At 53.7% G+C, this 25810-nt stretch carries 20 protein-coding genes; 8 read left to right on the top strand and 12 right to left on the bottom strand.

All coding sequences use genetic code 11. From position 1 onward, the window contains the following. Positions 1–118 precede the first annotated feature (118 nt). The 3 genes from BN8_RS21070 to mltG form a co-directional block, all read right to left on the bottom strand. On the bottom strand, positions 119–1081 hold the full coding sequence (locus BN8_RS21070; protein WP_009283962.1) for a YihY/virulence factor BrkB family protein: 963 nt from the start codon (positions 1079–1081) through the stop codon (positions 119–121). Between the two features lie 87 nt (positions 1082–1168). Then, entirely contained in the window at positions 1169–1582 is a 414-nt protein-coding gene (locus BN8_RS21065) for an acyl-CoA thioesterase (RefSeq protein ID WP_009283961.1), read from the bottom strand. Positions 1583–1669: 87 nt separating this feature from the next. Beyond that, positions 1670–2710: an endolytic transglycosylase MltG gene (mltG, locus tag BN8_RS21060; protein ID WP_009283960.1), complete on the bottom strand. Its 1041-nt coding sequence runs from the start codon at positions 2708–2710 to the stop codon at positions 1670–1672. A 237-nt stretch (positions 2711–2947) separates the two neighbouring features. Between mltG and BN8_RS21055 the strand changes: the two genes are divergently transcribed. From BN8_RS21055 to BN8_RS21045, 3 genes are all read left to right on the top strand, one after another. Further along, positions 2948–4573, top strand: a complete 1626-nt coding sequence (locus tag BN8_RS21055; protein WP_009283959.1) for a hypothetical protein — start codon at positions 2948–2950, stop codon at positions 4571–4573. Positions 4574–4785: 212 nt separating this feature from the next. Beyond that, entirely contained in the window at positions 4786–6423 is a 1638-nt protein-coding gene (locus BN8_RS21050; protein ID WP_009283958.1) for a hypothetical protein, read from the top strand. Positions 6424–6640: 217 nt separating this feature from the next. Further along, entirely contained in the window at positions 6641–7657 is a 1017-nt protein-coding gene (locus tag BN8_RS21045; protein WP_009283957.1) for a phytanoyl-CoA dioxygenase family protein, read from the top strand. Positions 7658–7706: 49 nt separating this feature from the next. Here BN8_RS21045 and BN8_RS21040 read toward each other — a convergent pair whose 3' ends face one another. From BN8_RS21040 to BN8_RS21020, 5 genes are all read right to left on the bottom strand, one after another. After that, the gene (locus tag BN8_RS21040) at positions 7707–8159 is read right to left on the bottom strand and encodes a DinB family protein (protein ID WP_009283956.1); all 453 of its coding nucleotides are present in this window, start codon (positions 8157–8159) and stop codon (positions 7707–7709) included. 21 nt (positions 8160–8180) lie between these two features. Beyond that, positions 8181–11219 carry a serine hydrolase domain-containing protein gene (locus BN8_RS21035; RefSeq protein WP_009283955.1) on the bottom strand — a complete coding sequence of 1013 codons (3039 nt, stop codon included), beginning with the start codon at positions 11217–11219 and terminating at the stop codon, positions 8181–8183. A gap of 122 nt (positions 11220–11341) precedes the next feature. After that, positions 11342–14323, bottom strand: a complete 2982-nt coding sequence (locus BN8_RS21030; RefSeq protein WP_009283954.1) for a sialate O-acetylesterase — start codon at positions 14321–14323, stop codon at positions 11342–11344. Between the two features lie 513 nt (positions 14324–14836). Continuing rightward, entirely contained in the window at positions 14837–16033 is a 1197-nt protein-coding gene (locus tag BN8_RS21025) for a trans-sulfuration enzyme family protein (RefSeq protein WP_009283953.1), read from the bottom strand. A gap of 33 nt (positions 16034–16066) precedes the next feature. Then, on the bottom strand, positions 16067–17440 hold the full coding sequence (locus BN8_RS21020; protein ID WP_009283952.1) for an APC family permease: 1374 nt from the start codon (positions 17438–17440) through the stop codon (positions 16067–16069). Here BN8_RS21020 and BN8_RS21015 point away from each other — a divergent pair. Continuing rightward, on the top strand, positions 17423–18082 hold the full coding sequence (locus BN8_RS21015) for a DUF1345 domain-containing protein (protein WP_009283951.1): 660 nt from the start codon (positions 17423–17425) through the stop codon (positions 18080–18082). The two genes, BN8_RS21020 and BN8_RS21015, sit on opposite strands and share 18 nt — an antisense overlap. Before the next feature lie 8 nt (positions 18083–18090). Here the strand turns inward: BN8_RS21015 and BN8_RS21010 are convergent, their stop codons facing one another. Both BN8_RS21010 and BN8_RS21005 read right to left on the bottom strand, forming a co-directional pair. Then, a complete protein-coding gene (locus BN8_RS21010) occupies positions 18091–18270 on the bottom strand; it encodes a hypothetical protein (RefSeq protein WP_009283950.1) in 180 nt (59 codons plus the stop codon). A gap of 74 nt (positions 18271–18344) precedes the next feature. Continuing rightward, a complete protein-coding gene (locus BN8_RS21005; RefSeq protein ID WP_009283949.1) occupies positions 18345–19580 on the bottom strand; it encodes a spore maturation protein in 1236 nt (411 codons plus the stop codon). Between the two features lie 131 nt (positions 19581–19711). On the opposite strand from BN8_RS21005, the gene BN8_RS21000 reads away from it, so the two are divergent. Both BN8_RS21000 and BN8_RS20995 read left to right on the top strand, forming a co-directional pair. Next, positions 19712–20386, top strand: a complete 675-nt coding sequence (locus BN8_RS21000) for a M15 family metallopeptidase (protein WP_009283948.1) — start codon at positions 19712–19714, stop codon at positions 20384–20386. A 50-nt stretch (positions 20387–20436) separates the two neighbouring features. Next, complete coding sequence (locus BN8_RS20995; RefSeq protein WP_009283947.1) at positions 20437–21846, top strand: M16 family metallopeptidase; 1410 nt, start codon at positions 20437–20439, stop codon at positions 21844–21846. Positions 21847–21939: 93 nt separating this feature from the next. Here BN8_RS20995 and BN8_RS20990 read toward each other — a convergent pair whose 3' ends face one another. Both BN8_RS20990 and panC read right to left on the bottom strand, forming a co-directional pair. Further along, a complete protein-coding gene (locus tag BN8_RS20990; protein ID WP_040006403.1) occupies positions 21940–22131 on the bottom strand; it encodes a hypothetical protein in 192 nt (63 codons plus the stop codon). Positions 22132–22503: 372 nt separating this feature from the next. Further along, on the bottom strand, positions 22504–23343 hold the full coding sequence (gene panC / locus BN8_RS20985) for a pantoate--beta-alanine ligase (RefSeq protein WP_009283946.1): 840 nt from the start codon (positions 23341–23343) through the stop codon (positions 22504–22506). A gap of 209 nt (positions 23344–23552) precedes the next feature. On the opposite strand from panC, the gene BN8_RS20980 reads away from it, so the two are divergent. Next, entirely contained in the window at positions 23553–24359 is an 807-nt protein-coding gene (locus BN8_RS20980) for a glycogen/starch synthase (RefSeq protein ID WP_009283945.1), read from the top strand. 37 nt (positions 24360–24396) lie between these two features. Next, complete coding sequence (locus tag BN8_RS20975) at positions 24397–25758, top strand: DUF4270 family protein (RefSeq protein WP_040006402.1); 1362 nt, start codon at positions 24397–24399, stop codon at positions 25756–25758. The last annotated feature ends 52 nt before the right edge of the window (positions 25759–25810 follow it).

The raw sequence follows: 25810 nt of genomic DNA, 5'->3' as shown, positions 1-25810 counted from the left end.
GTGACAACCAAGTTGCCCAAAAATCTGGCACGGTTTTTTGGGAGAATCAGCCGAATGCTTCGGGGCAAACCGCTGCGAGGAAAAGTACATTTATGGGTTAGGGTTTACAAACGCCACTTCACGTATTGAGGGTGGCGTTTGTCGTTGCAGTCTTCTTCTCGGCAGGATCCGGGTCTTTGTCGCCCTCCAGGTTGTAGAGCGATACGTTCATTTCGAAGCCCAGAATAAGGAGCAGGCAAATCAGATTTAACCAGACCATCAGGGCAATGAGCGTACCAATCGAACCGTATACCTTGTTGTATGATCCAAAGTTGGACACATAGAAGGAGAAGACCAAGGTGACCAGCACGATCAGCACCGATGCCGAAATGGACCCCGGCGTCACAAACGACCACTTCATATCCACATCAGGCCCGAACCGGTAAATGACCGATACCACGCCCACGAACACGGCAAACACCAGCAGATAGCGGCCGATGCTGAGCAGGTTGGCAACTACTACGTTGTTCAGAATGCCAAACTGCAGCAGGTAATCGGTAACAACTCCCCCAATCACCAGTACAACAATGGCTATGATCAGGCCAAAGGCCAGCACAAAGGTCAGGCCGGCGGCCGTCATCCGAACTTTCAGAAAGCCACGTTGATCAGCCGATTCGTGCGATGAGTTGAACGCATTCATCAGGGCAACCATGCCGCTCGTAGCTGCGTACAGAGTCAGGAGAAAACCGAATGACAGAACACTGTCCCGCTGTCGACTAACGATGTCGCGGATGGTGGTATAAACAGCTTCGTACGTTCCGGCCGGAATTGCCCGACGCAGCAGGTTCATAATCCGGTCGTCGAGGTTATCAATCGGTACGTACGGAATCAGTGTAAACAAAAAAATAATGGCCGGAAAAACGGCCAGAAAGAGATTAAACGCTACGGCTGATGCCCGTTCGCTGAAATCGTTGCTGCTGATTTTCTCAATCAGACTGTTCAGAAAGTCGTACCAGGTTCGCTTGGAGTTAAACGCCTGGTGCCTCCGCATCCACTGTTTCGTTCCCTCCAGCGCCTTGAAATTCATCAGTTTTTCAAACATAACGTTGTGCCGTTTTGCGTTGCTCGGTTAAGTCCTTAACTGTCTGGTCCATTCGGTTACTAATGGACAGGCGACTAAAAATCTAACCTATGTTTGAAAAAAAGGTTTTGCCACTTCCAGCAATTCATCAGGGATTGTAACAGGCAGGCGGCTTCCCTTCTTCAGAAAAACGAGGGTAGTTTCGCCGGTGTTGAGGAGGTGACCCTCCTGGTTGTAAATTTCGTACTGAAATACGACACGAGTGCGGGGCAACTCGCGAACTATGACGCGGATAGTGAGGAGATCGTCGTAGCGGGCGGGGCGGATAAACCGGCTTTTCATGTCGTAGACCGGCATGCCGATACCCTGATCTTCAAGGTCTTTGTAGTTAAGACCCAGGCCGCGCAGCGCTTCGACCCGCCCAATTTCGTAAAAACGGGCGTAGTTGCCGTAATACACTATGCCCATCTGATCGGTGTCGTAATAGCGGACCCGAATGTCGGTTACGTCGTAGGTGAACATGGGGGAGAAGAGGAGAAAATGAGGAAAGAGAGAAAGGAGGAAGGGGAGGAAAGGAGGGAATTGCTGATACCTTTCCTCTCTTCCTCCTTATCTCATAATATTTCGTTGGGTAAGTGCCTGTTGGTAGATGCGTGCGTTTGCCATGTGTTCGGTCAGGGTTTTTGAAAACGTATGGTAGCCCGAAAAGTCTGCCTTGGCCACAAAGTACAGATAGTCATGTTCCTCTGGGTTCAGCACCGCGTCGATAGTCGCGGGCGACGGCAGGTTGATTGGCCCCGGCGGCAACCCGGCAAAGCGATAGGTGTTGTATGGGGAGTCGATGGCTTTATGTACGTTTAGCACCCGACGGATGGTAAAATCGCGGTGGGCAAATACCAGTGTCGGGTCGGCTTCCAGTCGAATACCCCGTTTCAGCCGGTTCAGGTAAACGCCTGCTACGCGCGGCTGCTCATCGCGCTTGTTGGTTTCGGCGGCTACAATCGAAGCCAGAACCTGCGCCTGGGTCTGGGTTAGGCCAAGGGCTTTGGCCTTTGCCTGGCGTTCTGGCGTCCAGAATTTTTTGTATTCTTTACCCATCCGCTCCAGAAATGCGTCGGGCTTGATGGTCCAGAAAAACTCGTACGTATTGGGCAGGAACATGCAGACGATGGTGGTCGTATCGAAGCCAAATCGGGCGCACACCGCCGGGTCGTTGAGCAACCGGGCGAGGGTATCGGTGCTGAACTCAAACTTGCTGCCGAGCCGCTGTACCAGATCGCTCTTGAGCCGGATGTTGTTGAACGTCACGGTCATCGGGTCCTGATTGCCGCTGCGGAGTTTAACAATCGCGTTGTAGTTGCCAGTATTCGGTGGAATTTCGTAGCGGCCTTCCTTGACCCGCTGGTTGTATTTCATGAGCCGGGACAGAAACCGAAACGAAACTTCATCTTCGAGGGCGTCGTGCTTTTTCAGCGAATCGACAACGGAGTCAAACGTCGATCCTTTGTGAATCAGTAGGGCAAAGGGTTCGTTCGCGCCTTCCTTTGCATTCAGGTTGGGAGTTTTGAACACTTGCCAGAAATAAAACGAGAACGTAGTGGCCAGAATGCAAATGGTCAGAAACGCCCCAATCTTAAAGTTACGTGACATGATACGTTGGGAATTACCCAGCAAAGGTACGGCAGTTTAGCACTTTATGCTGTTGGCAACGTACAATTTACCGGGCGGGCAACGCTACGTTATAACGTTAACTGAAGACGAATTCGTCCGGGGCTGGTCAGGGCTTCATAAAAATATAACTCATAACAAAGTTTGGTCATAGCAAGCTTCTGAAAGGATACACTGTATTTTTACAGGCTGAAGGTGAGCAAGCTGCCTTAACCACGTATGAAACACTACTCTATCTGGACAGTCCTGTGTATTACGTTAATGAACGTCACCGTTCCGTTTAGCTGCAATCACGAGGAAATTGTTGCCGTGGTTGGCCCGTCCCGCACCATACCACCAATCAGAACACCCCCACCGCCCGGTCCATTCATCTATGTTACGCCGAACTATCAATCTAACTGGACTTATTACAACGGTGTCAAGATCTACGACAAAATTATTGGCCCTGGCTCAGTGCAGGAGTCTGACGTACTGCGCATTGAGGTTCGGCAGGATTACGGTGCTTCCGTCCAGATCTACGACAAGGTTACCAAACAGAATCTGATCAATTTTTATGATCTCGGCCGCGAATCGGGTATGAGCTCGTACAGCGGTCCGGAAGATATTCCCTTCTCCGACGATTCGCCCCGCTGGAAAGGCATCGGCTACAACCCCCTGCAGGCCGGCGACGACGGCGGTAATCCGGCGCCTGTGCTGTATCATGGGTTTGTCGATGGCTGGATTTATACCAAAGCCCAGTGCCTGTCGTGGCCGCATACCACCGCTAAACTACTGCCCTTCTTTTACGAACAATGGGTACGTGTCGACGGCAACAAGGTCCATGTGAAAGTTCGGCTGACTCACCGCCGGGCCGACAATAAGTTTCACGGACCCGGCGAGCAGGAGTGGCCCATGATGTTCGTAAACGGTGCCCGAAAAGTCTATTTTTACAATGGTCCGGCCCCGTTTACCAACGCTCCGACGACCGTAACGGATGCTATTGAACAAACAGTGTCGCCGGGTAACTACATTCTGCACCAGGGAACGATATACGGGCAAACCGAACCCTGGCAGGGCGTTGAAATCGGTAAGAACCCGGATGGGGCACCGCGTATGATCGGCCTCTACACACCTGGCTACTTTCGGGCTAATTACAACGTGATGTCGATTCCGGCGAATGACAGTTGGGAAGGGGGGAACACGTCTACCTACGTATCGAATCGGCCTTTCTACCACCTCGACAGTGAGAACGTATGGCTCAAGGAGTACACCTACGTGGTGGGCACCGAACAGCAGGTCCGTGAGTTTGTCTACGCCCAGCCCCGCCAGAACACCCCCGACTTCCACTTCCGCAAGGCCGATGGCCGCAACGGCTGGTTCATCTGGGATGGGGGCTATGACCAGCAGGAGCCCTTTGTGGCCGACAACTGGAAGGTGACGTTTACGGGCAAGACCGAGAACGGGGTGACCAACGCCTGGGGCACCAAGCTCATGTCGGGCTACCACAGCTTTCTGGCCTCGGAGTTCAACAGTGTCTACATCCGCATGGCCTACTCGGGTCCACAGACGCAGTTGCATCTGACGTGGCTGCTCAACGGGCAGGCCCCTGATGGCATGGACCCCAGATATCCTAACCAGAACAAGGTTCGGTTTCCGAACGGGATTCGAAACCGCAACCAGTTTATTCCCTTCAATGTGATTAACGACGGGAAGATGCACACCTACAAGGTAAGTTTTGCGGGGCATCCCATGTGGAAGGACATCGTCCAGCAGTTTGAGATCACCCATAGCGGGGACTCGCATTTTGTGCCACCGGGTGAGGTTATTGAGCTAAACTACCTCGGTGTAAACAAACCGGGTGAGTAATTTCACATGTAGTAACAATTGGTCGGGAGTGTATATAAAAGACTTGTTTTGTTTACAAAAAAGTCGGTTTAAACCCTTTTTATTCAATGAAATAAATAAGTTAGACCGGATAGTGCCGCACAATAGAATAATTGGCACGCTTTTAGTTTGCAGTCGAAGTAAAGATTCAATGTCCATGACCATTTCGGTCACGACTGTGTCACTACATTGCTATGGCCTATCCGCGCTTGCTCTGTGTTTTGCTGATCATGTGCTCCTGCACGGGTGTTTGGGGGCAAATTACGCTGCCCTGCCAGTCTCGGTGTGTTGCCTATATCGTGAAGCGAGGCCCCTACGTGCCAAAACCACCGGTACAAAAACCACCTCCAATTCAATTAGATGATGAGCCGTTTACTTACCCGGTTCCTAATGAACAAACCGAATGGAATGGATACAACACAAACCGCATCCATAACAAGGAGATTGGCAAAATGTTTACGCAGGAGTCGGACGTACTACGCATCGAGGTGCGAAAAGAGTACGGTGCCTCGCTGCAAATCTTCGATAAGGTAACGAATCAGTATCTGATCAACTTTTTTGACCAGGGTCGCGAATCGGGTATGAGCTCGTACAGCGGGCACGAGGATATTCCGTTCTCCGACGATTCGCCCCGCTGGAAAGGCATCGGCTACAACCCCCTGCAGGCCGGCGACGACGGCGGCAATCCGGCGCCTATTCTGTATCAGGGTATCGTAAACGGCTGGATTTACACCAAAGCTCAGTGTTTGTCGTGGCCGCACATGGATGCGCGCCTGCTGCCCTTCTTTTATGAGCAATGGGTGAAGCTAAAAGGCAACAAGGTCCACGTGAAAGTTCGGCTGACTCACCGCCGGGGCGACAACCTGTTCCACAATGCCAGCCAGCAGGAGTGGCCCATGATGATGATTAACGGCGCTAAAACGGTTCGTTTTTATAATGGTTCTCAGCCGTTTACGGGTGCGCCCACGGCCGCGACCAACGGTATTGAACGACGTAATGGCGATGATTACCTCCTGCACCAGGGGACGCCTTTCGGACAGACTGAACCCTGGCAGGGCGTTGAAATTGGCGCCAACCGCCTAATTGGCCTGTACTGCCCGGGCTTCTACCGCGGGAGTTATAACGTAGCGGTGCCCTGGCTGCGCGACGACTGGGAAGGGGGGAACACCATGACGTACATCTCCAACCACCCGATGGTTCACCTTGACAGTGAGAACGTATGGCTCAAGGAGTACACCTACGTGGTGGGCACCGAACAGCAGGTCCGTGAGTTTGTCTACGCCCAGCCCCGCCAGAACACCCCCGACTTCCACTTCCGCAAGGCCGATGGCCGCAACGGCTGGTTCATCTGGGATGGGGGCTATGACCAGCAGGAGCCCTTTGTGACTGACAACTGGAAGGTAACGTTTACGGGCAAGACCGAGAACGGGGTGACCAACGCCTGGGGCACCAAGCTCATGTCGGGCTACCACAGCTTTCTGGCCTCGGAGTTCAACAGTGTCTACATCCGCATGGCCTACTCGGGTCCACAGACGCAGTTGCATCTGACGTGGCTGCTCAACGGGCAGGCCCCTGATGGCATGGACCCCAGTTACCCCAATCAGAATAACCTGCGTTTCCCTAAGGGCGTTCGCGACCCTAATCAGTTTGTAGTTATTCCGGTCATCAATGACGGGAAGATGCACACTTATAAGGTAAGTTTTGCGGGGCATCCCATGTGGAAGGACATCGTCCAGCAGTTTGAGATTACCCATGGAAACGCATATACGTTCCTCCCGCCGGGCGAAGTTATTGAGCTAAACTATCTGGGGGTAAACAATCCCGGTAATTAATAGACGGCTGAACACGAGAACATCACCTGCTTCATAAACCGGGCAATAGTTATCAGGCTGTTGCCCGGTTTTGTTTTATAGCTTACATATGTCTACCTGCCAAACCTCCGGATAAGTAAAAAACTGTATGCATACGTTTTCATAAGTACAGTAAGTTCCGATAATACTGTATGTTAGCGAAGTCAATACCATTTCATGTTGCAACCCGTCAATCAGTATGAGTTTAACCAGCCGCTTGAAATCAATGGTGAAGCAGGCGCTGACTCCCCAGCCCAAGCCGCCCCTCACCGAATTTGAGTACGCAACCCTGCCCTGGATCGATAAGAAAAATGCCAACATCGATTCATTCGTGAAGCAGTATCAGCGTGGTCAGAATTTTCCGTACGATCTGGCCGAGAAGCTGCGTTTCTGGCAGCAGAACGGCTACGTTATTCTGGAAAAAGCCATCCAGCAGGAGTGGGTCGACCAGCTTTGGCGTGAGGTGGAAGAATTGATCGAACACCACGAACGGTATCGGACTAACATCCGGATCGACCGGCCCGAGTACGCGGCTCAGCCGGTTATGGAAGCAAAAGACGTACCGGTGGAGGTACTCGATGGCCCCTACATCAAGATCATGGACTTCCACGATAACTCGGTGATGGGTAAGAAGATCATGCTGCACAACAGCATCGTGACGTTTCTGGAAGCGGTGTTTGGCGATCGGGTCGTGGCGATGCAGAGCCTGCTGTTTAAATACGGCAGCCAGCAGGCAACGCACCAGGATTTTGCCTACGTAGTGTCGGAGAACCCCAGCCACCTGGCAGCCGCCTGGATTGCGCTGGAAGACGTACACATTGACTCAGGGCCGTTGTTCTACTTCCCTGGTTCGCACCGGCTTCGGAAGTTTGACTTCGGCACTACGGGAATGTTTTACAGTGGAGAGTCTAAATATAATCCGACTGATTTCGCGCAGTATCTCGAAAAAGTTTGTCAGGAGGCCGGTCTGAAGCGAGAAACGCTGCTGATTAAAAAAGGGGACGTGCTGCTCTGGCATGCGTCGCTGGCCCACGGGGGCGACGCCATCCGCAATCCAGCCCTGACGCGTAAGTCGTACGTGTGCCACTACTCGTCGTTGAAGGCGTATCAGCACCATCGGCAAGCCCCGACGAGCGAACCGGTACGTCGGACGATAAACGGAGCCGATGTATTTGCTAACCCGTTAATGCCTGATCAGGAGGATATCTTCAAATAGTCCGTTAGTATGAAAAAACGGGATCAGCTACTCAGTTGATCCCGTTTTTTTATTCCCGTACCCAGACAATGAAATCCGTAATGGGGGCGTCCGAAAGTATTGGCCGGATCAATTGTACGACCTGGCCACGGTGGTAAGCTGAGTGATGCGACATGTGCGTCAGAATATCCAACACGGTATTCTGGAACGGCTGGTCTTTTGAGGTTACGTAATCAATGGGAGCCAGCAGTTCCGGTTCTGCCAGATTGGTGACGTAAGTAACAAGTTTGCGATGCTGCCGGTCGGCCGTTTCTGCCATCCAGGCAATAGGAATATCTTCCCAGATGGCGACAAACGTTGGTTCATTCGTCACACGGCCAATCCAGATTTGTTGTGCGGACAGGATGTGTCCCATAACCTGCACGGCCCGGTTGGGAGGGGTATCCAGGGTTTCGAGCGCCTGGATAACACGCTTGTTGGCCCAGGCTTCGTAGTTAAGCAAGTGAATAAGGTAGTTCTTCATAACAGCGGACGGACAAGCGCTCTAAGGTGCTGTAGGCATACCGCGCTGAATGGCCTGGTAAAGGGCCTCGGCGACGTTCGTTCGGGTATTCAACTCGCTAATCCTATTATTGTTCCGGGTAGGATATACCCGATTCGATAAGAAGACGTACGTCAGGTTGTAGGCCGGATCTACCCAGGTGAACGTACCCGTGAACCCGGAGTGGCCAAAACTGGCCGGGCTCGCCGAGCGGGGAGCGTTGCCGGTGAACTTAAACGACGGCTTTTCGAAACCTAAACCACGTCGGTTGCCGAACCTCGGAAACTGGTAGCTCGTAAACTCTCTCAGGGTTTGGGGCGAAATAAATAGCTGCCCGCCGTAGCTGCCGTTCTGCCGGTACATCTCTACCAGTTTCATCAGGTCATTGGCCGTTCCGAACAGGCCCGCATGGCCCGATAAACCGCCCAGCATGGCGGCTCCTTCGTCATGAACCCGGCCCCAGATGAGTGTTTCGCGGAACAGTGAATCGTATTCCGTCGGTACAATCCGGTCGAGTGCATAAAACCGGCGCGGGTTGTAGGTGAGTGTGGTAGCACCAAGTGGCCGGTAGAATGTCTTTTTCAGATACTCCTCAAACTCAACTCCGGTCAGCCGCTTCACAATCTGCGGATAGAGGTAGAAGGAGAGGTCGCTGTATACGTATTCCGGTACGCCGGGGACTTTCGGCGGGGTCAGGGGCGATTCCCGAATCTGATCGAAAATCTCTTTTGGATAGCCCCGGTACTCAAACAGACTATCGGTTACTTCGATCGGGAAACGACGGGAATATTCTTTCTCGAACGTGCGGGGTTTGTACGTACCGTCGGGGTTTTTGGTGTCGCGCCAGAACGGAATCCAGGCTTTCAGCCCGGCCTGGTGCGTCAGTACGTTCCGCCACGTCAGGTTCGCCTTGTTCGAATTTTTGTAGGAAGGCAGGTAATCAGCCATTTTGCCGTCTACATTGAATTTCTTTTCGTCGACCAGGCGCATCAGCGCGGGAGTTGAGGTGCTGATCTTGGTAACAGAGGCCATGTCGTACAGATCGTCGAGCCGGGTTGAGCGGGGCGCAACGCCCAGCGACGCATCATACACCTGTGAGCCGTATGCCTTCCGGAAAATGACCTTGCCGTCTTTTGCCATCTGCACGACGCAGCCGGGAATGGCCTTCTGGCTGATAGCCACCGAAACCAGCGAATCAACCTGACGGGTCAGGAATCGGCTATCGATACCAACTTCTTCAGGAATGGTGTACTTCAGGCGACCCAGCGATCGGATGGTGACGCCATCGCCCGAACGGTACGTCGAATCGACCGTAACGGGGAGTTTACCGTCGGCTCCAATAGCGCCGAAAATCAACTGGGCCGATAGCTCTTCCGTGTAATTGGTGAGCTGATACGGCATCACAATAGCCCGCGCTTTTTCCAGACCGGGCAGTTTGCTCAGCGTGTACACATTGCCAAACACCGTCACAACGGCCTTGCCGGTAGCCGTCAGGTCGTTGACGAAACCGGCCGTTTTGGGCTGCATCCCGTAGCGGGCCGCCGGACGGATATTGTTCAGGTGTACGTCAACCAGAATCAGGTTGTACGTCTGCAACGTATCCCGAACTTTGGCGATGGATGCCGCATCCATTTTTGAGGTCAGGAAAAAGTGGTCAACCTGGGTATAGTTACCCAGCATGCGTTGAAACGCCGTTGGTACGTCTGATTCAACCGCCACCGAGGCAATGCGGAGGGTATCCAGTTGTTGCAGGGGCAGAAGATTCATGTCGTTTCTGACCACCGTCAGGCTGGCTTCGGTGAGCTGCCGGTTAAGCAGGTCGTCCTGCACCCGGTTCAGATCGCGCACCAGATTGTCGAGCACAATGGGCTTGTACTTGTTCAGCCCGGCCCAGGCTTTGGCCCGCAGGACTTTCAGGCAGCGGGCATCCAGCGAGGCCTGGGAAAGCCGGCCTTCGCTGACGGCCTGTTTGATCTGCGCAATGGCTTTCGGTACGTCCTCCGTAAATTCCAGTACGTCCATACCCGCTTCCAGGCCGAGCCGATCTGCCTGACCCGACGGGAAATACTTCGTCACGCCCTTCATGTTCATCGCGTCCGAGAAAATCAGCCCCCGAAAGCCGAGCTGGTCGCGGAGAAGATTGGATACGATGGCAGGCGAAAGGGTCGATGGGCGGTTTCGGGTGCTATCGAGAGCCGGAATGCTGAGGTGCGCAACCATCACGCCCGAAGCGCCAGAATTAATGAGCTGCCGAAAAGGATAAAGTTCAAGGCTATCGAGCTCTTTCCGGCTTTTGGTAATTACGGGCAGGTCGTAGTGTGAGTCGGTGCCGGTGTCGCCATGACCCGGAAAGTGCTTAATGCTGGTCAGCAGGCCGTTGTCTTCCATGCCCCGGAGGTAGGCCAGGGCCTTGCGCGTTACGGTAAACTTATCTTCACCGAACGACCGGAAGTTGATGACTGGATTATTAGGGTTATTATTAACATCGACCGAAGGAGCAAAGTTGACATGCACACCCAACCGATGAAACTGCCGCGCCAGGTTAGCCCCCATCCTGTAAATCAGTTCGTCGTGGCCCTGTATGGCTCCCAGCGTCATCTGGTAAGGGTAGCGCACGGTACTGTCGAGCCGCATAGCAAGGCCCCATTCCGCGTCCATAGCCACTAGTAAGGGCACCTGCGAGAGGGCCTGTAGCCGGTTGGTCAGCTTAGCCTGTCGGATAGGCCCGCCCTGAAAGAAAACAACTCCGCCGAGTCTGTATGTCCGGACCAGAGTCACCAGCGAGTCCTCATATGCCTGATTACGGTTCGAATAAGCCGCGACCATGATCAACTGGGCAATGCGCTCGTCGGGTGTCAGGCCGGCAAACACCGAATCGGCCCAGCGGCTGGCCTGATCCGACAACTGCAGAAACGTAGGAGGTGTAGGAGAAAGCTCACCGGCATCCGGATCGATGGCCGTAGAAGATGGAGTCTGTGAATAACTTACGGTGGAGAAAAGTAGGCCGAAAAAAGCAAACAATATCGATCGGCACCAGGCCATATTCAGAGCAATTTGTAGTGAATGACAAAAGTACAAAAGTCCAGCCTGCTGACGACGACCGTTTATACAGAAAAACAGCAGGTCATATGTGGCCTGCTGTTTTTGTGGGGTATAAAAATACGTTATGGAAGGAGCTGCGGTTGCCGGATCAGCTTCTGCGAATGAACCGGCCGAACGCCGTCCAGGATCTGAAGAATGTAAAATGCTTCGGCCGATGCACCGATTTTGACTCGTAACTGTCCGGCCTCCAGACGTAGATCGTTGCCTGTAATCTCAGTCCGTAAGCCGTTCAACTGGGTCAGAACGACGCGCAGTCGGCTAGTGGTCAGGTTCGCTGGTACGCTGATGGTCACCTCATCGACAAACGGATTGGGCCATACCCGCCAGCTTCCTTCGGTTGATACGGGCTGTCTGGCCAGTTCAACGGCAGCCGTGCGGGCCGAGGGCGAGTAGACCGCAAAGACACCGTTCTGTAAGGTTACTTCGGTCGTGATGCCGTCGCCCGTATCGCCCTGCCGACGCACCGATAGCCGATACCGACCGGGTTCAACTCCGCCCACGCCGATGCCGCTTGGATAAACGGCCAGCGGAGCGTAGTACCGATACTGGTTGTAGCCGATGTAGTCGTTGCCGTTGGTAGCAGGCCCCCAATTCGTTTCACCGAACGGACCGTCCAGCCGCTCGAGCCGCATCTCAACCGGAGCAGACGCTTCAGCCAGCAACTGAAAGCCATGCGTTGGCATATCGTATTTGTAGCCGATTGTTCGGATTGTTCCGTCGGGTGTTGGGTTTGAACTGACCGGCGGCTGAACCGGTGGGGCCGGCTGCTGGGTCGGTGGCTGAACAGGCGTAGTCGGCGGTTGATTACCACTAACCACCGCGGCTTCGTGCACACCATCCTGCAGCGTTACTTCGGCCGATACGCCATTGCCGCTATCCCCCTGCGAACGTACCGATAGCCGGTAACGACCAGCCTCAACGCCCCCAAAGCCAATCACAGGAGGCATGTAGAAACGGTAATAAGTATAGCCGCTGTACTCCGTACTGGCCGTAGCGGGGCCCCAATTCGTTTCGCTGAACGAGCCATCCAGTCGTTCGAGCCGCATCTCGACCGCGCCGGATGCGTCGGCCAGAAGCTGGAATCCGTGCGAAATAGCGTCGTATTTGTAGCCGATTCGGCGAATCCGGCCGTCGGTGGGCGTGGGGTTGGTAACCACGGGCGGGGTAGTGGGCTGCGGGGGTGTTGGCTGTACCGGAGCCGGTGTGGGCGCGGGCGGTGTGGGTACCGGTGCAGGGGTAGGCTGGACGTTATCACCCGCCGTATACGTAGTAAACTTACCGTTCAGCAGCGTGACGTCACTCCAGACGCCCTCGCCAGAATCGCCTTGCCGACGTACCGACAACCGGTAACGGCCCGGCTCGACACCGCCTACACCAGCCGCGATGGGTGGGTAAAAACGGTAATGCGTAAAGCCGGCAAAGTCTGAACTGGTTGTTGGAGCATCCCAGTTGGTTTCACCGCCAAACGGCCCACCATCGATGCGTTGCAGACGAACCTCGACCGGGCCGGTCGCATTGACCAGCAACTGAAAACCGTGCGAAACAGCGTCGTATTTGTACCCAATCATCCGAATGGCTTCGTTAGGGGTTCCGCCGTTCTCGCTGGGCTGGGTAGGCTGCGTTGGGTTAGCGGGCGTTTGTACCGGACCGTTGCCAACCTGAAATACGTCGCTGGGAGTACCCGTAAACGCCGGCTGGGTCGACGTAACGCGAACGCGGTAGTTACCGGGAGCCAGTGAACCCGGCAGCGTTACCTGTAGCGGATTACCCGTTCCGGTGCCGATTTCGCTTACCACTCCACCGTCGCTGTTGAGCACTTGTACCTTGAACTGATTACCTTCTTCAAACGGCCCGTTTTTTACGTAAGGTACGTAAATAACCTGGCCGGCATTGACGCTGGCGGGCAGCACAAAGCCGGTCGTAATAGCGGGCCGGTCGCCCGATGGGCTGAGCGGCTGCGAACGGCTGAAAAAATTATCGTTGAGACTCTGGTCCCACAGGTCGGTCAGGCGGGGTAGACCGGCCCCCATGAAATGCACGTCGTCAGGCCGGTTATCAGCGCCCGTAAGCTGGTCGGTACTGGGGCCGGGAAACACATTGGGTACCTCGTTGGACAACCGATTCTGGGCATTGATGATGTTGCCGTCGGTGCGGCCCTGCACGTAGGTTGCCCGCGACACGACCCAGGCCAGTGAACCGTAGCTGGTTTGCTGGCGGCTTTTGTTGATGAGGAACAGAACGTTGTCGAAGTACCGCTGCGGGTCGTTGCCTACGTCGCCTTCGCCCTGATGCCATAATACCGACCGCAGGCCCGTCCGGCTGGCATAGTGAAGCAAAGCCGCGCCCAGCCGGCGATATGGAAACAGGTTCTGAGCGTATTCAGGAGCATTTTCGGCCGACCGGCGCCATTGCTCGCTGGACGTACCGGGCTGAGCCGCGCCGAGGAACAGAATCGGTACGTTCAGTCGGCTGGCGAGTTTATCGCCCAGCATGCCCCAGATGTGCATAGGGTTCGACGGGCCGATGCTGCGGCCACCGTCGGCGTGGCTGAACGTTACAGGTAGTAGTTGTTCATTAAGGTTATCGTCTTTGAAATCAAGGCAGGAAACGCGGTCATCGAAGGCCCCGGTGGCGTTGTCGTTGCCGAATGCATTGGATTGCCCCGACACGATGAAGACTTCGCCAATGCCAACCCGGCTGACGCCGGCGCTGGCTAGTACGTTGTTGTCGGCTAAGGCCCGAACTTCAAGCTGGTACCACCCACCCCGCCCCGGAATGGTGCCGCTAAACGATTTATTGGGGGAAATGATATTGATAGCGGTCCAGTCGGTGGGGCTGCCCTGACCGGCGCTGATGGGAACGAGCCGGGCTTCAACGCGCGAGGTTCCGGCGGGTGCCTGACCGGCTACCCAGACCGTGCCCTGGTTGGCCTGGTTTCGTTGGTAAACAATGCGTGATTGAGGAGAGGAGAGGGTAAGCTGAGCCAGGGCAAAGCCGGTACTGATTCCCCACAGTAGCAGGGTCCAGATGAGAAGTTTTCTCATAGATCAGATGGTAAAGTTGAAAAAACATGGTAAACCCACGCGGACCATTCGCACAATTCGCTTAAATCAGGCAGTATGTTGTCATAGCAGATTCAGGCGACATCGACTGAATCGAGTGTGGGAGATACTAGGAATTACTGTACAGAATAAACACAAAACCAAGCCCGCGGAACCAACTTTATGAGCACTGAAAAGTAATTCGCTGACAAAGATAGAGGCAAAATCAAGAAGGCAAATTTTATTTTGATTAAATTGATATTATTAAGAAATATTTTGCTCAATGATTATAAGTCAATATTTAATTTTAATTCCTATAATGTTTATATAGATTGATGAGAATGAACCGGCGTTTATTTTGCCGGTAAATCGTTGATTAAACGGCCGTAGCTAACTAGGTATAAATGCTGCTGTTTGGGGTTCTGAACTTAGAAACGTACAATTAATAGAGCGTTGTTAAAAAGGGGTGGCCAGGCAGCCACTAAACTGTCCGGGCAGCCAGCCACCCCCTGTCTATTAAGCAATTGACTGTTGCAAAACACCGTCGAGAGCCTGTTTCAAATCGTCCAGCAACACATGTGGTTCTTCAAGGCCAATGTACAACCGGACTAAATTGAAGCCGGACTGTGTTGGAGGAGTTGGTTCATGAGAGTTTTCATCGGGTATGGCGAACCCGATGCTGGCCGGAAAGACCAAAGACTCATGGCCGCCCCACGAAACCCCCAGGATGAAACGCCTGAGTGAATCCGCAAACGTATCGACATCTTCGATCCGGTTGGTGTTGAGCGAGAAGGTTAATAACCCCCCGCAGCCAGTCATTTGCCGACGTGCCAGTTCATATTGAGGATGTGTTTCGGAGAAGGGATAATACACCCGACTGACCGCTGGATGGCTTTCCAGCAAGGCAACGATCTGCCGGGCGCTCTGGCTGCTTTGTTCGAGTCGGAGCGGCAGGGTACGTAGCCCGCGGATCATCAGCCAGGCATTCTGTGGGGAGATGATACCGCCGAACGTCATGTACTCACCGTAAAAAATCTTCCGGATCATGGCTTCCGACCCGCAGATTACACCGGCCACCAGGTCAGAGTGCCCACCAATGTACTTCGACGCCGAGTGGAGGGTGATGTCGATGCCCAGTTCAATCGGGCGCTGGTGTAAGGGCGTGCAGTAACTGTTGTCGATCATCGTTACGATGCCCCGCGACCGGGCGATCTGTGCTACGGCCGCAATGTCCTGCAACTCGAACGTAAAGGAGTTGGGCGACTCAAGGTAGATAATCTTGGTGTTGGGCTGGATGGCCCGCTCAAAGTTTGCCGGGTCGGTGCCGTCAACGAACGTAGTCGTGACGCCAAAACGGGGCAGATAATCGCGCATGAGCCGTTCCGTCCAGCTATAGGGTTTGGCAACGGATACGATGTGGTCGCCCTGTGCTACGTTGGCCAGCACCGCCGACCCGATGGCGGCACTACCGCTGGCCAGCACCAGCGCATCTTCGGCGCCTTCCAGGGCGGCCAGTTTCTGCCGTAATATCTTGACCGTGGGGTTGTTGCCGCGGGTGTAAAAATGCCGGTCGTGCTCATGCTGGAGATCAGCCCGCATGGTTGCCACGTTCGGAAAGGTGAAGTTGCTGGTCTGGATGATGGGAGGGGCGATGGCGTTGAAATACTGATGACGGTCTTCGCCCAGTTCGTTCAGAATGTAGGATACGTCCATTGTTGTGGGTTGCGGGTAACCAGAGCGCTCCGGTTAAACCAGTCGTTTTAAAAGATAATACAGCGGCCAGCCACTCAGAAACAGACCCCAGCCAATGGCCGCCGGACCGGGGTCATTCAGCACTACGTTGATGGAGACAATGACGAGGAAGCCGATGAAGAGCAACGGTAGCCATGGATACGCCCAGACCCGGTATCCGGTGAATGTATCATTGCCTTTTACCCGACGGCGAAAGACAAACAACGTAGCGGCTGCACTAGCCAGCGCAATGCTGTCGACCGACATAACGTAGCTGACAATTTTCTCGAACGTACCGAGGAAAAACAGCGATAATAACATGATAACCACTAGGAACGTCAGGGCGAATTCCTGCGTCTGGGTACGGGTGTTGACGCGTTTGAAGATGGGTGGCAGAACGCCGTCGTCGGCCATGGCATAGTAGACGCGGGGCAGAGATAACAGGCTCGCATTCAGGTAACCCAGCACGGAGATGAAAATGGCGATGGAAAACAGCACGAAACCCCAGTCGCCGAACAAGGCCCGGGCCAGATCAGCCGCGATCAGCTTCGATCCGGCCAGTCCTTCAAAGCCCAATTGCCGATAATATGCGTAGTTTAGACTCAGGTACAGGGCCATGATCAGCAACATGCCGCCGATAACGCCCCGGGGCGCATTCCGGGTCGGTTGTTTGATGTCAGCCCCAAAATTCAGCACCTGTTGATAGCCACCGTAGGTGTAAAAGACGGCGATAAGACTCACAAAAAAGGCGGCTCCAAGGCTTGATTGGGAAGACGGTGCAGCGGATGAACCGGCAGAAGCCAGACTCGGCGTAACGAACACACCGGCGCACAGAATCAGCATCAGTACCACCTTGAGACCACTCAGCAGGTTCTGAGTGCGGGCCCCCGACCGAATGCCCAGCAGATTAATGACGTAGAAAAGCAGGACGGTGGCAATGGCCGTGCCGCGAATCCCGTCAGTGCCGCGAAGCGGGTCGGGTAGCAGGGGGTTGATGTATTCAGCACCGATCAGGGCGACACCAATGTTACCGGCTCCGTAGGTCAGCACGATGACCCAGTTCAGCATGAACGCAAACACCGGATGGAAGGCCTCGGAGATGAGCTTATAAAATCCACCCGCTACGGGGTAACGCGAACCGATTTCGGCATACGTCAGGGCCCCGCACAGACTGACCAGGCCACCTGCAATCCAGGCTGCGAAAAAGACGGTGGGTGTTTGCGCCGACTGAGCCACCAGAGTAGGGGTTCTGAAAATACCAATCCCGATGACCAGACTAACGACAATCATGGTCAGGTCGAAGGCCGAAAGTTTTGGTTGGATCGTAGCAGCGGCTTCCTTACTTTTCTGCTCGGTTGATTGCCCACGTTCATGACTGCTTACATTCATCGGATTAGTCGTTTAGATGCTCACCATCGGTTGCTGATTGCGCTGGGTGTTATGCTGCTGGTGCTGGCGTTGCTGCCCGGCCGGTTGAACTGGCCCGATCGCATCACCATCGCCTGGGTATCGTTTGCCATGACGATACTTAGCCTGATGTGGACATCCATCCTGGATGCGCACCCCCGCGAATTACCGAAATTATCCCGGATTCAGGATTCCAGTCGCACCTTCATTTTCCTTTTTGTTGTTTTTGCCGCCATAGCGAGCTTATCAGCGGTGGTTGCGTTACTGAACGCAATGAACGATCGGCATCGGGGAGAGCACATTTTGCTGGCGTTGCTGGCCGTAATCTGTTCGTGGAGTCTGGTGCATACCGTATTCGCTCTGCGGTACGCCCACCTGTATTACGGCGATAGTCCTCATCTGGCCAAACCGCTGGGTGGTCTGGACTTTCCGCAGGAGCCGGAACCCGACTATCTGGATTTCGCGTATTTCGCCTTCGTCATTGGCATGACCAGTCAGGTGTCAGACGTACAGATTTCCTCCCGCCAGATGCGCCGTACGGCTCTGCTGCACGGTGTGCTGTCCTTTATTTTCAACACCGTGATCATAGCCCTTAGTATCAACGCACTGGCCGGGGTACTTTAAGCAGAACGTTACGATCGCCGGGCCGACCGGCCTTTCTCGGTGTTAGCCTTGGCCTGCTGTTCTTTCTCGTACTCATCGCGCTGGCGTTTATCGGCCAGCAGATTCCGGTACAGTCCGTTGAGTACGTATAAATCATCCACTTCGTCGATCAGGCGGTGGAGTTGTTCGCGAACCTGGTTAATGTTCATAGTTGGGGTGTGTCTTTAGTTGTCTGGATACAATAATTCGTCCAACCGGATTGTTTGGAAAACGACCCGTGGAGTTAGTGAAAGAACAGATAGCCCAGAGCAATGCCCGCCAGCACACCAATCAGGTCGGCAAACAGGCCATACGGAATGGCGTAACGGGTGTTTTTGATGCCGACCGAGCCAAAATACAGCGCCACGATGTAGAACGTCGTATCGGCCGACCCCTGGAAAATGCAGACGAGCCGCCCAACGAACGAGTCGGGACCGAACTGTTTCATGGCGTCGATCATGAGCGCCCGGGCGCCCGAACCACTCAGGGGTTTCATCAGGGCAACCGGCAGGGCATCCGTGAAATCAGTGTTTACGCCCGTCAGACCGATCAGGTACTTCATGCCGTCGACAAGGTAGTCCATCGCTCCGGCATTCCGGAAGGCGCTGATGGCCACCAGCATCCCGACCAGGTAAGGAATGATGCGCACGGACGTGTCAAATCCACCCTTCGCACCTTCGATGAACGTACTGAAAATATCCACTTTCCGGATGAGCGCCCCGGTGACGAATGCCACGATAATCGAGAACAACAGTACGTTACCGACCACCTTCGAGATGGCTTCGACTTCTTCCTTTGGTCGGCCGCTTAGTGCCCAGAGCGCCAGGGCAATCAGGGCGGTGATGCTGCCCAGCCAGCCGATTACCGTTCCGTTCAACAGGTTAATACGTTGCCGGATGCCCACGGCAATCATCGAAACCACGGTTGTTACGTACGTACCGATGACGCAGGGGATAAAGACGTCGGCCGGGTTCTGAGCCCCCAGAATCGCCCGCTGCGCCATAATGCTGAGCGGAATGATCTGCAAGCCGGAGGTGTGCAGGACCAGAAACATGATCTGCGCGTTTGAGGCCGACTCTTTATTGGGGTTCAGGCTTTGCAGACTTTCCATTGCCCGCAGGCCGAAGGGCGTAGCGGCATTGTCGAGGCCGAGCATATTGGCCGAGAAGTTCATAATCATCTGGCCGTTGGCCGGGTGATCTTTCGGTACTTCCGGAAACAGCTTATTGAAGAACGGACCAATGATCCGGGCAATGAAGTTGATGGCTCCGGCTTTCTCGCCAATGTTGAGCAGGCCCAGAAAGAACGTCATGACACCCGCCAGTGGCAGCGCAATGTCGACGACGGCCACTTTTGCCGAATCGAACAGCCCCTCAACAATGGTTTTGAAGATTTCGGTGTCGCCGAAGACGATGAGTTTGATGAGCGCAACAACGAAGGCAACAAGAAAGAAAGCAACCCAGATGTAGTTTAAGGCCATGGCCGCAGATTGCGCGGATTCCGCAGATGTAAGAATATGGAATAACGGGCAAAGTAGGCCGTTTTTTATTTATTTGCAACGACCGTCATCGATCGTAAACGTCCTCTTTGGAATTGATGCGTGACAACTCTATGAAAATTAGCTTAATCGCCCTGCTTACGTATTCACTTGTTCACTCATTCACCCTGTCAGCTCAATCGCTCGAACAGGCGATGATTAACCAAAAGCTCGTGGATGTTCAGAACGTGGACCCGAGTATTCTGGTCGAACTTAAATATTCGACGACCGATAATTTTGTGGGTAAGGACGTGTACGGAGAACTGACCCGAGCGTATATGCAGCCAATGGCGGCCCAGAAGCTGGCGAAGGCGAGCCGGTACCTTCAGGAGCAGCATCCCGATCTGCGACTGCTGGTGTATGACGCGGCCCGACCCCGCGCAGCCCAGTGGAAACTCTGGAACGCATTACCCGACCTGCCCGAGCGGGAGCGCCAGAAGTACGTGGCCGATCCACGGAAAGGGTCTATCCATAACTACGGCTGTGCCGTTGACCTGACCGTGGCGACGAAGGATGGAAAAGCCCTGGACATGGGCACGAAATACGATTTCTTCGGTGAGTTGGCTTACCCATCGAAGGAGGAAGAACTGCTGAAAGCGGGCAAACTAACGAAGCAGCAAGTCGAAAACCGACGCATTCTGCGCGAGGCCATGCGGGCCGGTGGCTTTAGCCCCATTGAGTTTGAATGGTGGCATTTCAATGCCCTCTCGCGGGAAAAGGCCAAAATGGTGTTCCGAATTGTGGAGTAACTATCGGTTTAGCATCATACGCAATGGCCTTTTAAAGACGTTGCCATCATATGAGACTACTTCTTTTCTGGTTCTTGCCTGCTTTAGCGTTTGCTCAACCTGATTCAGACACGCTACGTTTACCCAAATTAACCCCCGTGGGCATAGCGAAGCGGCAGTTCCAGGCCGAGTTTGACATTACGTATGTGACATTGGCAAATGGCCTTCAGGTAGCCCTACGCCCCGTAACGGGCAACTCAACTAATCCCGCTGATTCCAATGTGTACATTAAACTGGAGCGTCTGCACCGGCCAACTGCTTATTCTGGCCGGGATGTAACAACGCTGCGTATTGCAAGCTATCTGGTCCGAATGTCGGGTGTCGCTAATCTGGATCCCGGACAACTGGAAACCTACCTGAAAAATCGCCGGATTTACGTTTCACCGACGGGAAACCGGTTTTCCACTGGATTTGACTTACAAACCGGAAAAAGCCAGTTGGAAGCAGCTTTTCAGGTTTTGCATGCCTTTGTTACCCAACCTTCAGCAGACACATCCGCTTATCGGGCGGCTCTAAGGAAGTTAATAGCAGGGTATCGTCGCCCGGCAACGATTCGCCCGGCGAGGGAGCCAAGCCTGGAAGAAATCGTATCGGATACATTACGCCAAGTGCTGAATTGCCCGGGAGACCAATTAACCGTCGATGATCTTGCCGACATCAGTCCGGTCCGGGCTCAGGCCCTATTCAGGGAGGCCTTCGGAAATGCCAATCAGATCAGGTGTACCATCACCGGCAATTTTGAGTTGGAATCCGTCATTGGGCTGCTACAACAGTACCCTGGCAATTGGCCTTCGACGGCTAAAAAGACTCGGTTGCAACTACGTGATGATTGTAGTTTTCCGGTTTCGCGCTTGCAGAAAGTGTATTATCTACCCAAAGCAACTTCTGCTGTAGTGAGTGAGGTACATCTGACTACGTACAAGACGGTGGCACCGGGTGAAACCAAGCTGATAGAAGTTTTTGCCCGCATCTTTCGGAAACGCCTGAGTGAACGTCTGAAGCAAGACGGACTAAGTGGCCAGGTTCTGGTCGCGAAAGAGTCCGGCGGTCTTATAAATGGAGTCAGTCAGCGGAATCGCCGGGTCGGTTTGCTGGTCCAGGTAACTTGTCAGCCGGATCAGGTAGACGCCGTCAATGCAGTTGTCAACGCGGAGTTGAAGCGGTTGCTTCAGGAGCCGATTACGGATGCCGAAGTAGAACCTTTTAAGGCTAGGGCTGCGCAGAATGAAGCGTATGCCCGCCGAAGCGGTTATGTCTGGAATCTGCTTCTGTGGAGTTCAATTTACGCCGGTGACTGGCCGATTCAGTCCAACGCAGGTGCGAAAGCCGCTACGGCCGAAAATCTACAGAATACAGCCCGTCGGTTTGCCACAACTAAAGACGTAATTTCGGTGACCTTTCTGCCGGAGTCTCGCCGGTAAATGATCATGAAATATCCGTTACAAACCACTCAGTTTCTATTTTGCGGAGCCGTAATCGGGTAGTGTCTCAGTTTGAAAAATTTTCGGCATGACTCAAATTCGTTGGGAAGCTGAAAGCATGTATTGGATATTGCCCAAAACCAGAAGGACACCACCTATTCCTATTAGATTTAATTCGACTTCGCCCCGCTCGACATATGAGAGAATGACCACCCAGAAAAATAAAATACCCATAATCACTGGCAGGATTAGGGCTATTTTCTTGATAGCTTGTGTCTTTTTCATGACGAAGGCAGTTTTGTGCACTTGTGAAGATATAGATAAACCTTAATCAGTTAGTGCTGATTAAGGTTTTTTAACGTTTCAGGTGTTTTCAGTAAACTTCCGTCAGTTCAACGATCTACTAAATTATCATTGGTTTCTTTGCCAACACCGCTTCCATTGCCGGTGTAACCCGAAGCGTCTTATGCACCTTGCAGAAGTTGTAGAAAGAAATGCAGGGGAATCGCCTGGCAGTGGTTCTCAAGCTTCTTTTATTAAGGACTTCACCATAAAATACAGTAACCCATATGGTTTGACTTGGAAGGGAATAATAACGCCCTTTTCCACCGCTTTGCAGCCGCCTTCTGAACAATGTGTTATAACTAAATTAGTTACTCAAAACACCACATTATCAATCAACCGCACTTTGCCTAAATGGGCCGCGATGCAAACCGCTGTTTGCCCCGGTGCCAGCACTTCAGCTACCGGTTGTAACGTATCGGCATTGGCTACCTCAATGTACTCCAGTCGGAAACCGGGCCGGGTGGCGAAATACCCCGTAACGGCGGCTTTGGCGTGCGCGGGACTTTGACCTTCGGCGAGCAGATCGTGGGCGAGTGTCAGGGCCTGATACAGTGCCGGGGCCAGTTCGCGTTCTTCGGGAGTAAGGTTGCGGTTGCGCGACGACATCGCCAGGCCGTCGGCTTCGCGAACCGTTGGGCAACGGATCAGTTCGATGGGAAAGTTCAGGTCGCGGATCAATCGCCGGACGACAGCCACCTGCTGCAGGTCCTTCTGCCCGAAGAAGGCGCAGTCGGGCTGCACGATGTTGAACAGCTTGGCCACCACAATACCGACACCGTTGAAGTGTCCCGGCCGGAAGGCCCCCTCCATGACCGTTTCAAGCTCCCCAAAGTTTAGCCGGAGGAGGGGTGGCTCCGTATACATTTCATCAGCCGATGGGGCAAACACTACGTCGCAGCCCGCTGCTTCGAGTAGCTGAAGGTCGGCCTCAAACGTACGGGGATAGCGGGCGAGGTCGTCGGGGTTATTGAACTGGACCGGGTTGACAAAGATGCTCGCAACAACCAGATCGGCTTGTTGTTGGGCCGCGTCAATCAGCGTCAGATGCCCGCTGTGCAGAGCCCCCATGGTAGGCACAAGACCGACTTGCTGGGTGGTACGGTTGGCGTGCAAGAAGCTTCGGAGGGCAGCGATGGTATCGAAATAATGCATGAGCGCAGAACGAGTGAAAACAGGAACGCAGGGTTGGCAGATAACCGGAAATAACCAGGGTTTTGTCCAAAATAAGTTACCCGAATGGCTTACTTTATGTTCCTGACCCTTCGCTTTTTTTGCGCAAAGCTTATTGAAATACGGGAAAAAATTGTATAATTTTGCAAGTTTTTTAGGTAAACTCGATCATCATATCCCGTCCGTACTATATGAGCAAATTACGTATCCTCTACGTTGCCAGCGAAATCAACCCTTTCCTGAAAACATCTGATGTTGCTGATTTTGTCCGCAAATTGCCACAGGCCATGCAGGAGCGGGGCATGGAAATTCGTATTCTCGTGCCGCGTTTTGGGTTGATCAACGAGCGCAAAAACCGGCTGCATGAGGTGGTACGGCTGTCGGGTATCAATATCGCGGTGGGCGACGAGGAAAAGCCGTTGATAATCAAGGTTGCTTCCATTCCAACGGCTAAATTGCAGGTTTATTTTATTGATAACGAAGACTATTTCCAGCGGAAGTACGTTTTCCATGACAAAGAGAACCGCTTCTACGCGGACAACGACGAGCGGGCGATCTTCTTCTGCAAGGGAGTGCTGGAAACAGTGAAGAAGCTCGGCTGGGCACCAGATATCGTGCACTGCAACGACTGGATGACGGCCCTGATTCCGTTGTATCTCAAAACGACCTACAAGAATGATCCCATGTTCAAGGACACCAAGTCGGTCTTTACGGTCTACAACAATGCGTTTGAGCACCGCTTCAATGGCGACATCATTGAGAAGGCCCGCATGATGGACATCGACGATTCCATGCTGGAAGCGTTGAAGTCAGCGGATTTTCAGGGCTTTATCCGGATTGGCTCTACCTACGCAGATGCGGTGGTACGGGCCGACGAAGAGTCGAGCGAAAGCCTGAACGCCATTTTGAATGAACTACCAGAACATAAATTTGAAATTACCGAAGATGAGGATGTCGCGGACCGCTATTACAACCTGTACACGCAACTGGCTGGCTAAATTTGGTCCTACGAGGCCAACCCTCGTACGATTGATCATGCTGACCGGTGCGATAGCGGGGGTAATTGCCTGCGAAGAGCCGAAAGAAATTGGTCTTCCGCCCACCACGCCGGTGGACGTCTTTTATACGGATACGATCAGCGTACAGCGGTCGACCATCCTGCTGGATTCGACCCGGTCGTACCTGAGTAAGAATTTTCTGGTAGGGCGCTATTCGGACCCAACGTTTGGGAAGATTCAGGCAACTGCGTACTCTCAACTGTCACTCGGTGGTATTACGTTCGAGCCGAAAGACGGAAGCACGGCGATCCCGGCCGAGCAGTTGGTCTATGACTCAACACGGTTGTATGTGACAGTGTCGTATGTGTACGGCGATACGCTTCAGTCGCAGGAACTTCGTGTTCATCGATTGACGCAGCCGCTTAGTACAACGATCAATTACGACATCAACACCAGCATACCGTACGAGAGCGAGCCGATTGCCCGGCGCACCATTACGCCCCAGCCCAATACGACTCGTCAGGTAAGCTTTACCGTGTCGGATGCATTTGGGCGGGATCTGCTGTCGATTGCGAACAAGGATGCCGCGAAAACGAATGCTGCCTTCCAGGAGCAGTTCAGGGGACTGGCCATTACGTCGCAGTCGGCTACGAACGCGGCTCTGTTGGGTTTTGAAGCAATCGACGCCAACAGCATAGCGTTCGTCCGGCTGTTCTACCACAAAACCGGCGCAACGACCAGCTCGACCCAGGATTTCCTGCTGAGTGGAGCCCGATTCAACCAGATTAAAGCCGACCGGACGGGAACACCATTAGCCAATCTGGGGCCGCAGCAGGCACTCCGGCCGTCGGCCGTGGGAGGCCGGACGTTCATCCAAACGGCGACCGGCGTAACGACCAAGCTACAGTTTCCGGGGCTGGATAACCTGAAGCAGCAGGGCCGGATTGCCATTAACCGGGCCGATCTGATCATTACGCCCAAGGCTCCGCCGAGCGGACTGTATTATTTGCCTCCTTTCCTGGCGCTGGGTGAAGTGAACGCACAGAACCGCCTGATACGCACGACGCCGAATCAGTTCCTGCAATTGGTTCAGGCTCCGCAGGTGCTGTTCGACCGGATCGAAAGCTCGTGGACAGCTCCGCAGGTGGCTCAGTATGATAGCCGGACGAAGTCGTATACGGTTCAGTTGAGCGGCTATTTTCAATCAATCATCGCGGGACTGACGCCCAACAATGGTCTGGCGATCATTACACCGGGTTTGAGTTCGCTGTCGCCGGTGAACAGTCAGGGTGGGTTGTCCTTTGCACAGTATTACTACGTCAATGATCAGGTAACGCAGGCTGTGCTGGACGGCGATGCCAGCGCAAAGCTGATCGTGTTCTACACGGTTTCTCGTTAATTAACATCGGACCCATCGGTATCACCTGCCAGAACACGGGTAGGTAGTGCCG

This window comes from Fibrisoma limi BUZ 3 (assembly GCF_000296815.2).
Taxonomy (GTDB): domain Bacteria; phylum Bacteroidota; class Bacteroidia; order Cytophagales; family Spirosomataceae; genus Fibrisoma; species Fibrisoma limi.
This window is presented reverse-complemented; position numbering and strand designations above follow the sequence as displayed.

What these genes read in the sequence shown, in the direction of transcription:
- BN8_RS21070 (WP_009283962.1), bottom strand. Translation starts at nt 1,081, where the DNA reads ATGTTTGAAAAACTGATGAATTTCAAGGCGCTGGAGGGAACGAAACAG.
- BN8_RS21065 (WP_009283961.1), bottom strand. Translation starts at nt 1,582, where the DNA reads ATGTTCACCTACGACGTAACCGACATTCGGGTCCGCTATTACGACACC.
- mltG (WP_009283960.1), bottom strand. Translation starts at nt 2,710, where the DNA reads ATGTCACGTAACTTTAAGATTGGGGCGTTTCTGACCATTTGCATTCTG.
- BN8_RS21055 (WP_009283959.1), top strand. Translation starts at nt 2,948, where the DNA reads ATGAAACACTACTCTATCTGGACAGTCCTGTGTATTACGTTAATGAAC.
- BN8_RS21050 (WP_009283958.1), top strand. Translation starts at nt 4,786, where the DNA reads ATGGCCTATCCGCGCTTGCTCTGTGTTTTGCTGATCATGTGCTCCTGC.
- BN8_RS21045 (WP_009283957.1), top strand. Translation starts at nt 6,641, where the DNA reads ATGAGTTTAACCAGCCGCTTGAAATCAATGGTGAAGCAGGCGCTGACT.
- BN8_RS21040 (WP_009283956.1), bottom strand. Translation starts at nt 8,159, where the DNA reads ATGAAGAACTACCTTATTCACTTGCTTAACTACGAAGCCTGGGCCAAC.
- BN8_RS21035 (WP_009283955.1), bottom strand. Translation starts at nt 11,219, where the DNA reads ATGGCCTGGTGCCGATCGATATTGTTTGCTTTTTTCGGCCTACTTTTC.
- BN8_RS21030 (WP_009283954.1), bottom strand. Translation starts at nt 14,323, where the DNA reads ATGAGAAAACTTCTCATCTGGACCCTGCTACTGTGGGGAATCAGTACC.
- BN8_RS21025 (WP_009283953.1), bottom strand. Translation starts at nt 16,033, where the DNA reads ATGGACGTATCCTACATTCTGAACGAACTGGGCGAAGACCGTCATCAG.
- BN8_RS21015 (WP_009283951.1), top strand. Translation starts at nt 17,423, where the DNA reads ATGACTGCTTACATTCATCGGATTAGTCGTTTAGATGCTCACCATCGG.
- BN8_RS21020 (WP_009283952.1), bottom strand. Translation starts at nt 17,440, where the DNA reads ATGAATGTAAGCAGTCATGAACGTGGGCAATCAACCGAGCAGAAAAGT.
- BN8_RS21010 (WP_009283950.1), bottom strand. Translation starts at nt 18,270, where the DNA reads ATGAACATTAACCAGGTTCGCGAACAACTCCACCGCCTGATCGACGAA.
- BN8_RS21005 (WP_009283949.1), bottom strand. Translation starts at nt 19,580, where the DNA reads ATGGCCTTAAACTACATCTGGGTTGCTTTCTTTCTTGTTGCCTTCGTT.
- BN8_RS21000 (WP_009283948.1), top strand. Translation starts at nt 19,712, where the DNA reads ATGAAAATTAGCTTAATCGCCCTGCTTACGTATTCACTTGTTCACTCA.
- BN8_RS20995 (WP_009283947.1), top strand. Translation starts at nt 20,437, where the DNA reads ATGAGACTACTTCTTTTCTGGTTCTTGCCTGCTTTAGCGTTTGCTCAA.
- BN8_RS20990 (WP_040006403.1), bottom strand. Translation starts at nt 22,131, where the DNA reads ATGAAAAAGACACAAGCTATCAAGAAAATAGCCCTAATCCTGCCAGTG.
- panC (WP_009283946.1), bottom strand. Translation starts at nt 23,343, where the DNA reads ATGCATTATTTCGATACCATCGCTGCCCTCCGAAGCTTCTTGCACGCC.
- BN8_RS20980 (WP_009283945.1), top strand. Translation starts at nt 23,553, where the DNA reads ATGAGCAAATTACGTATCCTCTACGTTGCCAGCGAAATCAACCCTTTC.
- BN8_RS20975 (WP_040006402.1), top strand. Translation starts at nt 24,397, where the DNA reads ATGCTGACCGGTGCGATAGCGGGGGTAATTGCCTGCGAAGAGCCGAAA.